This is a genomic window from Devosia sp. (assembly GCF_025809055.1).
GTDB lineage: Bacteria > Pseudomonadota > Alphaproteobacteria > Rhizobiales > Devosiaceae > Devosia.
In genome coordinates this window covers 2,578,558-2,587,628 of record NZ_CP075529.1, presented here as the reverse complement: position 1 = coordinate 2,587,628, position 9,071 = coordinate 2,578,558, and the positions used below count along the sequence as shown (strand labels likewise).

General features: G+C 64.3%; 13 protein-coding genes. 4 read left to right on the top strand and 9 right to left on the bottom strand.

From position 1 onward, the window contains the following. Positions 1-7 precede the first annotated feature (7 nt). Positions 8-460, top strand: a complete 453-nt coding sequence (locus tag KIT02_RS12725; protein ID WP_297578242.1) for a DUF2214 family protein — start codon at positions 8-10, stop codon at positions 458-460. Here KIT02_RS12725 and nth read toward each other — a convergent pair whose 3' ends face one another. Continuing rightward, positions 461-1,135 (bottom strand): endonuclease III, encoded by a 675-nt coding sequence (gene nth, locus KIT02_RS12720; protein WP_297578241.1) that lies wholly within the window; start codon positions 1,133-1,135, stop codon positions 461-463. 42 nt (positions 1,136-1,177) lie between these two features. On the opposite strand from nth, the gene KIT02_RS12715 reads away from it, so the two are divergent. Together KIT02_RS12715 and KIT02_RS12710 are read left to right on the top strand one after the other, a co-directional pair. Continuing rightward, positions 1,178-1,663, top strand: a complete 486-nt coding sequence (locus KIT02_RS12715; RefSeq protein WP_297578240.1) for a DUF2244 domain-containing protein — start codon at positions 1,178-1,180, stop codon at positions 1,661-1,663. Between the two features lie 75 nt (positions 1,664-1,738). Beyond that, positions 1,739-2,611 carry a bifunctional helix-turn-helix domain-containing protein/methylated-DNA--[protein]-cysteine S-methyltransferase gene (locus KIT02_RS12710; RefSeq protein ID WP_297578239.1) on the top strand — a complete coding sequence of 291 codons (873 nt, stop codon included), beginning with the start codon at positions 1,739-1,741 and terminating at the stop codon, positions 2,609-2,611. Between the two features lie 457 nt (positions 2,612-3,068). Here KIT02_RS12710 and KIT02_RS12705 read toward each other — a convergent pair whose 3' ends face one another. Both KIT02_RS12705 and dapB read right to left on the bottom strand, forming a co-directional pair. After that, the gene (locus tag KIT02_RS12705; RefSeq protein WP_297578238.1) at positions 3,069-3,683 is read right to left on the bottom strand and encodes a 2,3-bisphosphoglycerate-dependent phosphoglycerate mutase; all 615 of its coding nucleotides are present in this window, start codon (positions 3,681-3,683) and stop codon (positions 3,069-3,071) included. A gap of 17 nt (positions 3,684-3,700) precedes the next feature. Continuing rightward, positions 3,701-4,513: a 4-hydroxy-tetrahydrodipicolinate reductase gene (dapB, locus tag KIT02_RS12700; RefSeq protein WP_297578237.1), complete on the bottom strand. Its 813-nt coding sequence runs from the start codon at positions 4,511-4,513 to the stop codon at positions 3,701-3,703. Between the two features lie 120 nt (positions 4,514-4,633). On the opposite strand from dapB, the gene KIT02_RS12695 reads away from it, so the two are divergent. After that, positions 4,634-4,984: a VOC family protein gene (locus KIT02_RS12695; RefSeq protein ID WP_297578236.1), complete on the top strand. Its 351-nt coding sequence runs from the start codon at positions 4,634-4,636 to the stop codon at positions 4,982-4,984. A gap of 403 nt (positions 4,985-5,387) precedes the next feature. Here the strand turns inward: KIT02_RS12695 and coaA are convergent, their stop codons facing one another. From coaA to hisA, 6 genes are all read right to left on the bottom strand, one after another. Then, the gene (gene coaA / locus KIT02_RS12690) at positions 5,388-6,338 is read right to left on the bottom strand and encodes a type I pantothenate kinase (RefSeq protein WP_297578235.1); all 951 of its coding nucleotides are present in this window, start codon (positions 6,336-6,338) and stop codon (positions 5,388-5,390) included. 5 nt (positions 6,339-6,343) lie between these two features. Continuing rightward, positions 6,344-6,655 carry a phosphoribosyl-ATP diphosphatase gene (locus KIT02_RS12685; protein ID WP_297578234.1) on the bottom strand — a complete coding sequence of 104 codons (312 nt, stop codon included), beginning with the start codon at positions 6,653-6,655 and terminating at the stop codon, positions 6,344-6,346. Positions 6,656-6,806: 151 nt separating this feature from the next. Next, a complete protein-coding gene (hisF, locus tag KIT02_RS12680; RefSeq protein WP_297578233.1) occupies positions 6,807-7,643 on the bottom strand; it encodes an imidazole glycerol phosphate synthase subunit HisF in 837 nt (278 codons plus the stop codon). Then, entirely contained in the window at positions 7,640-7,960 is a 321-nt protein-coding gene (locus KIT02_RS12675; RefSeq protein WP_297578231.1) for a hypothetical protein, read from the bottom strand. Before KIT02_RS12675 ends, hisF begins: the two co-directional genes overlap by 4 nt. Next, on the bottom strand, positions 7,957-8,244 hold the full coding sequence (locus tag KIT02_RS12670; protein WP_297578229.1) for a hypothetical protein: 288 nt from the start codon (positions 8,242-8,244) through the stop codon (positions 7,957-7,959). Before KIT02_RS12670 ends, KIT02_RS12675 begins: the two co-directional genes overlap by 4 nt. Beyond that, positions 8,241-8,972, bottom strand: coding sequence for a 1-(5-phosphoribosyl)-5-[(5-phosphoribosylamino)methylideneamino]imidazole-4-carboxamide isomerase (gene hisA / locus KIT02_RS12665; protein ID WP_297578227.1), 732 nt, complete (start codon positions 8,970-8,972; stop codon positions 8,241-8,243). Before hisA ends, KIT02_RS12670 begins: the two co-directional genes overlap by 4 nt. Positions 8,973-9,071: the final 99 nt, after the last annotated feature.

Sequence of the window (9,071 nt, the reverse complement as noted above, 5' to 3'; positions counted from 1 at the left end):
ATGGATCATGGACTGGGATCTGATTCTAGCTTCGGCGCACCACCTGGCCGTGTTTACCCTGGTGGCCATATACGCCGCCGAATTTGCCTTGCTGCGACCCGGCCTTTCCGGCCCGCGCATCGGGCAATTGGCGCGGATCGATGCGGCCTATGGGGCGATTGCCGGGGCAGTGATCGTCATTGGCGTGCTGCGCGTCATCTTTGGCGCCGTGGGCTGGCAATATTACCTGGGCAACCATGCCTTCTGGGGCAAGATGATCCTCTTTGCCGGGGTGGGCCTGCTGACCATTCCGCCGACGCTGGCGATACGGCGCTGGGCGGCCGCCAGCCGGAACTCGGCCGATTATGCGCCGCCCGCAGCCGAGCTTGCTGCCAATAGACGCTTCCTGCACCTGCAGGCACTGGGTCTTTTGCTGATCCCGATCTTTGCCGCCGCCATGGCGCGGGGCTATGGCGGATAGTCAGCGTCCCCTGGGCAGGGGCGATTTGGGCTCGAAGCGGCACCACTGGGCAATGGGGCAGCGCCAGCATTCGGGCTTGCGCGCCTTGCAGATATAGCGGCCATGCAGGATCAGCCAGTGATGGGCATGGAGCATGAAGCGCCTGGGCACCATGCGGGTCAGGGCTTTTTCCACCGCCAGCGGCGTCTTTCCCGGCGCCAGGCCGGTGCGATTGCCGACGCGGAAGAGATGGGTATCGACCGCGATGGTGGGCTGCTTGAACCAGATATTGAGCACCACATTGGCCGTCTTGCGGCCGACGCCGGGCAGGGCTTCGAGCGCCTCACGATCCTCCGGCACTTCGCCACCATGCTTGTCGATGAGAATCTGGCTCAAGGCGAAGACATTCTTCGCCTTGCCACGAAACAGCCCGATGGTCCTGATCTCGTGCTCGATGCCGGCAACACCGAGCGCCACCATGGCAGGGGGGCTGGGCGCCATCTCGAACAGGCGTTTGGTGGCCTTGTTCACCCCCGAATCGGTGGCCTGCGCCGAGAGCACCACGGCGACAAGGAGCGTAAAGGCGTTGACATAGTCGAGCTCGCCCTTGGGTTCGGGCTCGATTTCGGCAAAGCGGGCAAAGATCGCCTCGGCGTCGGCTTTGGACAATCTTTTCACTTTTTTAACACCCGGCATTCTCTCGCGCGCCAATATCTGTCACTATTTCGGGCAAGAGCCATGCCGATGCAAGTCACCACCACCTCGCCCCTGTTTGCCGCCACGCTGCGGCCGGACCGCTCGCTGCGGGCCGCCGGCGGCTGGATCGGTCTGGGGATAGCGGGCTTGGTGGGCGCGCCGTTCCTGGTGGCCATTCCCGAATTTGTCCTGCCCGGACTTCTCGCCTATAGCCTGGCCATCGGGGCCATGAGCGTGTTCAGCGTCAGGCTGGCGCGCCGCGACCGGCTGGCACAGGCCATCACGCTCTGGCCCGACCAGCTCGAGATCGTCACCCAGGGCCCCGGACAGGAGCGGCAGCTGCGCCGGCTCGACCCGAACCAGACCCGGCTGCGGCTGGTGCGCAACGATAATGAACGGACCACGGCCATCTTCCTGCGTCAGGGCACGGACGAAATCGAGCTCGGCACTTTTTTGTCGATCGAGGACAAATCCAGCTTTGCCCGCGCTTTCGGGGCGGCCCTGCGCAAGGCACGGCGCGCGGCTTAGCCCCGTCAAATCCGGGTCGCGGCCGGTCGCGGACCGGACTAAAGCTGGAAAAAAGCAGTCAACCGGATCCCGGCCATGAACCAAGTTTCCGCCCTGTCGCCGGAAAGCGACTATGACACCATCCGCGCCGCCATTCGCTATCTCAGCGAAACCGGCGCCGATGAATTGAACATGCCGCGCTTTGCCCGTGCCCTGGGGCTGAGCGAGCGGCAATTGACCGAGCTGTTCCGCCGCTGGTGCGGGCTCAGCCCCAAAAGCTTCGCGCAGGCGGTGGCGCTCAACCATGCCAAGGGCCTGTTGCGCGAAAAGGCCAGCGTGCTCGACACCACCTATGAGGTGGGCCTGAGCTCGACCAGCCGGTTGCACGACCTGTTCGTGACCTATGAGGCCATGCCGCCGGGGGTCTTCCGGGCCGGGGGCGCCGGTATCGACATGATCTGGGGCGTTGCCCCCTCACCCTTCGGCACGGCCGTGGTGACGGCGACCGAATATGGCATTTCAGGGCTCGGCTTTGCCGATGCGGAAACCTCGATCGAGGATGCGTTCACCGATCTGGCCGAGCGCTGGCCCAATGCAAGGTTCAGCCGCGACGATGCACGGGTGGCCCCACTCGTATCACCGATATTCGAGCCGGACCGCTGGGCGGCCGACCGGCCGGTCCGGGTGGTGCTGATCGGCACCGATTTCGAGGTCAAGGTCTGGGAGACGCTGCTGACGATACCGGTGGGCGCCGCCACGACCTATGCCAGTGTCGCCAACCGTATCGGCAGGCCCAAAGCCTCGCGCGCCGTCGGCGCCGCCGTGGGCAAGAACCCGATCAGCTTCGTCGTGCCCTGCCATAGGGTGGTCGGCAGCTCGGGAGCGCTGACCGGCTATCACTGGGGCGTGCCGCGCAAGCGGGCGATCCTCGGCTGGGAGGCGGGGGTGATTTCGGCGGGACGCTCATAGCCAGTCACACGTGTTCCACGTGAATCGTTGGATCTGCCCTCGAATCGGGCCGGGGGAGCGATGGGCTCGGGGCTCCCATTCGCGCAAAGTGCCAGGATCACCCCCACCTGGCTCTGCTACGGCCCTTTGGGCCTAGCGACGCCACCTCCCCCGTCAAGGGGGAGGTGAGGGGGCGGCTACGCTGTGGCCACGACTTCGTCCTTCGACAAGCTCAGGATGAGGTCTTTGACGGTATCCGGGGGGGTCCAAACAGATTTGCCAGGCGCAGTAACGAGCAGGGTTTTGCCGTACCACCTCTCCCCGAGGGGGAGAGGAATAGGTTCCCCTGCTCAGGAGAATCGGAGCCCTCATGGTGAGCCCGTCGAACCACGAGGGCGGGCACATCGTGGCCACGACCTCGTCCTTCGACAAGCTCAGGATGAGGTCTTTCTCAGGATCGGGTGAAGTCTGAGGCGCGTCAGAGCGTAATCCGATTTTCCAGCTTGCCGTCGCTGCCGATCTTGTAGGTGGTGGGTTCGCCCGTGCCGATCTCGCGGGCGAGGATTTCGTCTGGTGTCAGCCCCTCGATGGACATGACCAGGGCCCGCAGGGAATTGCCATGGGCGGCGACCAGTACGGTCTTGCCGGCCTTGAGTTGGGGCAGGATTTCGGCTTCGTAATAGGGCAGGGTGCGGGCGGCGGTGTCCTTGAGGCTTTCACCACCCGGCGGGGGCACGTCGAAGGACCGGCGCCAGATATGGACCTGCTCCTCGCCCCATTTCTCCCGGGCATCATCCTTGTTGAGGCCAGACAGGTCGCCATAGTCCCGCTCGTTGAGCGCAATATTGCGGGTGATGGTGACGTTCTCGATGCCCATCTCCTCGAGCATCAGGTCCAGCGTGTGCTGGGCGCGGCGCAGGGCGGAGGTGTAGTAGAGATCGGGCACGATCCCGGCGGCCTTGAGGGCCTTGCCGGTGGCGCGCGCCTCCCCGATGCCCTGCTCGGTCAGGTTCGGATTGCGCCAGCCGGTAAACAGGTTCTTGAGGTTCCATTCGCTCTGGCCATGACGCACCAGGATCAGCGTACCGCTCATGTGTTCAGTCCCTTCGTTCAGTCGTTGAGGCCAAGCACGTCGGCCATGGTATAGAGCCCGGCCTTTTGCCGGGCGGCCCAGATGGCGGCCCGGACGGCGCCATTGGCAAAAATGGTGCGGTCCTGGGCGCGGTGAGAAAGCTCAATGCGTTCGGACGGGCCGGCCAGGATCACGGAATGATCGCCGATGACATTGCCGCCGCGCAGGGTGGCAAAGCCGATGGAGCCGAATTCACGGGGGCCGGTATGACCGTCGCGAACCCGCACGGCGTGATCCTTGAGGGCGATATCGCGGCCACGCGCGGCCGCCTCACCCAGCATCAGCGCCGTGCCGGAGGGCGCATCGACCTTTTGGTTGTGGTGCATTTCGAGCACTTCGACATCGTAGTCGGACAGGGCCCGCGCGGCGCGCTCGACGAGGACCGCAAGGGTCACGACACCGGGAGAGAAATTGCCCGACTTAACGATGCGGGCGCCGTCGCGGCCGGCCTGGGCAATGGCCGCATCCTCCGCCTCGAGGCAACCGGTGGTGCCGATGACATGGACGAGGCCGTGCTCGGCGGCGCGCCGGGCGAGGGCGACGCTGGCGGCGGGCGCGGTAAAATCGATGATCACGTCGGCCTTGGCGAACAGCGCGTCGGGGCTTTCGGCCACTGATACGCCCAGCGCCCCCAGACCGGCAAGGGTGCCGGCATCCTGGCCGATAGAGGCCGCGCCGGGCCGGTCGAAGGCCCCGGCCAGCGCAACCTCTTCATGGCCGGCAATGGCGCGGATATTGGCCAGGCCCATGCGCCCGCCGGCCCCGGCAACGATAATGCGCAGCTTGCTCATGCCACTCGCTCCTCGCGTTCCGTCTCGCCTATAGCAGCGCCGCGCCGCGCCGCCAACCATGGTGCCGACAGGGGGGTGGTTGTGCTACGATTCGCATCAAGACCAAGAAGCGGACCTTACATGACCCTCACCAATGTGCTGGCCGGCATCGCCGTTGAGGATTTGGGCAATTCCCTCGTCTGGTATGAATATCTGTTCGGCCGCCCCGCCGATGCCCGCACCATGGCCGACGTCGCCGAATGGAAGCTGCCCGGTGGCGGCTGGGTGCATGTGATGAGTGACGAGGACCGGGCCGGCGCCAGCGTCACCATGCTGATCGTCGACGATATCGCCGAGGAACTGGCGCGGCTGGAAATGCACGGCATCAAGCCGGTGGCCAAGGCATTCGGGGATTTCTTCAAGACCGCGAAACTGCGCGATCCGGACGGCAATCTCATCATCCTCAGCCAGCCGCAGCCGGGGACATATTAGTCCTCGTGACGATTGGATTGAAACGACGCAGCCTTTCCCTTCTCCCCTGAGGGGAGAAGAGCCTGCCCCGGACTTGATCCGGGGTGGCGCGAAGCGCCGGATGAGGGGTTCACATTTGCGTTCTTGCCGAGAGGCTTTCACCCCTCACCCCATCCCTCTCCGCTGAGGGGAGAGGGGGCGATGAAGACGATAGGTCAGCTCGCGAGTGAAACGCTCTGGTCCGATACTGCAATGGCCTCGTGGTGGGCGTGTCGAGCCACGCGGTCTGACAGCGGGGCCCGACCTCGTCCTTCGACAGGCTCAGGATGAGGTCTTGGAGAGGTTCGGAGCCTGCCCCCGCGGCGGTGGGGGATGAGGTCTTCGACAGCCCTGGGATAAGGTCCAGGTCAGGACCGCGACAGTCCTATAGCCGCCGCAGCTTGACCTCTTCGATGCGGTGATCGGCGCCTTTCTTGAGGATCAGATCGGCGCGGCCGCGGGTGGGCAGGACGTTTTCGACCAGATTGGGCAGGTTGATCGTTTCCCAGACATTGCGGCCGAAGACCCCGGCTTCCTCTTCGCTCATTTCCGAGAACTTCCGGAAGAAGGAGGTGGGATCGCGGAAGGCGGTTTCGCGCAGGCGGAAGAAGCGGGTGATGTACCAGTCGCGCAGGTCCTCGACATCGGCGTCGATATAGATCGAGAAATCGATGAAATCGGAGGCGAAGAGGATCGGCATGCCGTCGCGCGGCAGGTCGCCGGGCTGCAGGATATTGAGACCCTCGACGATGAGAATGTCCGGCCGGTCGATGACGACCTTTTCGCCGGGCACCACGTCATAGACCAGGTGCGAATAGACCGGCACTTCGACCCCGCCCTTGCCCGACTTGATGTCACCGAGGAAATTGACGAAGCGGGCGCGGTCATAGCTTTCGGGGAAACCCTTGCGCTGCATGATGCCGCGCTCCTCGAGCACCTTGTTGGGGTGCAGGAAGCCATCGGTGGTGACGAGATCGACCTTGGGGCTCGACGGCCAGCGGCTGAGCAGGGCGCGCAGGATACGCGAGGTGGTCGACTTGCCCACGGCCACCGAACCGGCGACACCGATGATGAACGGCACCTTGTCGCCCGCCGTATTTAGAAAGCGGGTCGAAACCCTGTGCAGGCCCTGGATGGCCTCCACATAGTAAGCCAGCAGGCGCGAGAGCGGCAGATAGACCTCTTCGGCCTCGGCCAGCGAAATCGGATCGGTCAGGGCGCGCAGGCGCTGGATATCGGCCTCGGTCAGCGTCATTGGCTGGCCGTTGCGCAGATCGCTCCACTGCTGCTTGGTGAAGGAGAGATAGGGATCGTGCGCGGGAGAGCGTCTGGCCATCAGCATTATTCCTTGCGCGAGGCTTTTTCGGCGAGGCCCGACTGCGCCGTGCGGGCATCGAGCTCGGCCATGACTTCGGCCAGCGGCACATCGGCGGCTTTCAGCACGACCAGGAGGTGGAACAGCACGTCGGCGCTTTCCTTGATGAGTTCGGCACGATTGTGCGTTACCGCCGCGATGACAGCTTCGGTGGCTTCTTCGCCCAGCTTCTGGGCGGTCTTTTCGATGCCGCGGGCAATCAGCTTGGCCGTGTAGCTGTCCTCAGGAGAGGCGGCGGCGCGCTGGGCGATACGCGCTTCGAGGTCTTCAAGGGTCATTCTTGGTCTCCTCGCCGGAAAGGATCGAACCGATCGCGGCGTCATTCCCGCGAAAGCGGGAACCTCCGTTTCTATGTCAGGGCGGTAAACAGGGGTTCCCGCTTTCGCGGGAATGACCTTGTGATGGAACGGTCCATCCGGCAATCCCTACCTAAGCCGCCCTGCCGGCGACTGCATCCATGCGCATGGCGATGCCGGCCCTGGCCATATAGGCCTTGGCCTCCGGAATGGTGAAGGTGCCGAAATGGAAGATGGAGGCAGCGAGGACGGCGCTGGCATGACCTTCCTTCACCCCATCAACGAGATGCTGGAGCGTGCCGACCCCGCCCGAAGCGATGACCGGGACTTCGACGCTGTCGGCAATGGCGCGGGTCAATTCGAGATCAAAGCCGGACTTGGTGCCATCGCGGTCCATGGAGGTCACCAGCAGTTCGCCGGCACCGCGCTCGACCATGCGGGCGGCAAATTCCACGGCGTCGATGCCGGTGGGCTTGCGGCCGCCATGGGTATGGATTTCCCATTGACTTTGTCTGTCCTCGCGGCGGACGGCCTGGCGATTGTCGCCACCCACGCGCTGGCCCAATCGCTGCTTGGCGTCGACGGATACCACAATGCACTGATTGCCGAACTTGTCGGCGGCGCGGGCGATGAAATCGGGGTCGCTGACGGCGGCCGAATTGATCGCCACCTTGTCGGCGCCGGCCAGCAGGAGCTTGCGGATATCCTCGATGCTGCGCACGCCACCGCCCACGGTGACCGGCATGAAACAATGTTCGGCGGTGCGCGCCACGACGTCGAAAATCGTGTCGCGGCCCTCATGGCTGGCGGTGATATCGAGGAAGGTCAATTCGTCGGCCCCGGCCGCATCATAGGCCATGGCCGCCTCCACCGGATCGCCTGCATCGATCAGATCGACAAAGTTCACCCCTTTGACCACACGGCCGCCGGCTACGTCGAGACAGGGTATGATGCGGGTCTTGAGGGTCATTCTGACTCCGTGTTTTGTGCGCGCCGCCAGGCAATATAGTGGATGATGACGACCACCAGCCAGACGATGACCGCTCCACCCCCCAGGGGGAGCGTTGCCAGGCCGAACCAGCCCATGACCCCGGTAAAGTAGAGCAGGCCACCCCAGTCCGAACCAAGCACCATGCAGGGGTGAACACTTGCCTCGTTGACGGTGCAGCCATGGGCATCGGCAACGAGATAGGTGAAATAGACCGACAGGAGCGGCGCTGCCGCGAACAGCAGGATGGCGCCCAAAATAATGGCATAGACCAGCCAGGGAAAGCGTCTGGGCGTCATTGGCCGCCCTCCTTGCGCCGGCGGCGCCGAAAGGCCCAATGGTGCATGGCCAGGACCAGCGCCCAGGCCATGATCAGGAACGGACCCAGTGAAAAGGGCGTGATGATCAGCCAGCCAAACAGACCCCAGCTGGCCATGAGATCGGTGAGGCCAATCGGAGGGCCGGGCTCTTGGGCATTGACGACGGCAAGCCAGATGGCGGGCGACATGGTGAAGGCGCCGATGAGGCAGAAGGCAATGGCGTAGCCGAGCCAGGGAAAGCGCTTGGGCCGGGCACCCATCATCCGGCCGCCCGCAGTTTTGCCAGTGCTTCACGTGAATCAATGCGCCCGTCATAGAGCGCGCGTCCGGAAATGGCGCCTTCAAGGACCTGATAGTCCGGCCGGGTCATGCGCTCGATATCGTCCATCGATGCAAGACCGCCCGAGGCGATCACGGGAATCGAGGTCGAGCGGGCCAGATCGAGCGTTGAGTCCCAATTGATGCCGGCCAGCACGCCATCGCGGTCGATATCGGTATAGATGATGGCCGCGACGCCGGCGCCCTCGAAGCGCTTGGCCAGCTCGATCACCGAGAGTTCGGAGGTTTCCGCCCAGCCTTCGACCGCCACCATGCCCTGCTTGGCGTCGGTGCCGACGGCCACCTGGCCGGGCCACTTCTTCGCGGCTTCCTTGACGAGGTCGGGATTGCGCACGGCCACGGTGCCGAGGATGACGCGTGCCAGGCCCTTGTCGAGCCAGCTCTCGATATGGTCGAGGGTGCGGATACCGCCGCCCAGCTGCACCGGGAATTTCACGGTTTTCAGGATGGCTTCGACGGCGGCGCCATTGACGCTTTCGCCGGCAAAGGCGCCGTTGAGATCGACCACATGGAGATAGTCGAACCCCTCTTCCTCGAACGCCCTGGCCTGGGCCGCCGGGTCATCGTTGAAGACGGTGGCCTGGTCCATGTCGCCAAGTTTCAGGCGCACGCACTGGCCATCCTTGAGGTCGATGGCGGGGAAGAGGATCACTGGATGTACTCCGTGTTTCCCCTCTCCCCTTGCGGGAGAGGGTGGATCGCGCGCAGCGCGAGACGGGTGAGGGGTTTTTCCGACAAGAACCGTGACTGC

What these genes read in the sequence shown, in the direction of transcription:
- KIT02_RS12695 (WP_297578236.1), top strand. Translation starts at nt 4,634, where the DNA reads ATGACCCTCACCAATGTGCTGGCCGGCATCGCCGTTGAGGATTTGGGC.
- KIT02_RS12705 (WP_297578238.1), bottom strand. Translation starts at nt 3,683, where the DNA reads ATGAGCGGTACGCTGATCCTGGTGCGTCATGGCCAGAGCGAATGGAAC.
- KIT02_RS12710 (WP_297578239.1), top strand. Translation starts at nt 1,739, where the DNA reads ATGAACCAAGTTTCCGCCCTGTCGCCGGAAAGCGACTATGACACCATC.
- nth (WP_297578241.1), bottom strand. Translation starts at nt 1,135, where the DNA reads ATGCCGGGTGTTAAAAAAGTGAAAAGATTGTCCAAAGCCGACGCCGAG.
- KIT02_RS12675 (WP_297578231.1), bottom strand. Translation starts at nt 7,960, where the DNA reads ATGACGCCCAGACGCTTTCCCTGGCTGGTCTATGCCATTATTTTGGGC.
- KIT02_RS12670 (WP_297578229.1), bottom strand. Translation starts at nt 8,244, where the DNA reads ATGATGGGTGCCCGGCCCAAGCGCTTTCCCTGGCTCGGCTACGCCATT.
- hisF (WP_297578233.1), bottom strand. Translation starts at nt 7,643, where the DNA reads ATGACCCTCAAGACCCGCATCATACCCTGTCTCGACGTAGCCGGCGGC.
- KIT02_RS12725 (WP_297578242.1), top strand. Translation starts at nt 8, where the DNA reads ATGGACTGGGATCTGATTCTAGCTTCGGCGCACCACCTGGCCGTGTTT.
- KIT02_RS12715 (WP_297578240.1), top strand. Translation starts at nt 1,178, where the DNA reads ATGCCGATGCAAGTCACCACCACCTCGCCCCTGTTTGCCGCCACGCTG.
- coaA (WP_297578235.1), bottom strand. Translation starts at nt 6,338, where the DNA reads ATGGCCAGACGCTCTCCCGCGCACGATCCCTATCTCTCCTTCACCAAG.
- KIT02_RS12685 (WP_297578234.1), bottom strand. Translation starts at nt 6,655, where the DNA reads ATGACCCTTGAAGACCTCGAAGCGCGTATCGCCCAGCGCGCCGCCGCC.
- dapB (WP_297578237.1), bottom strand. Translation starts at nt 4,513, where the DNA reads ATGAGCAAGCTGCGCATTATCGTTGCCGGGGCCGGCGGGCGCATGGGC.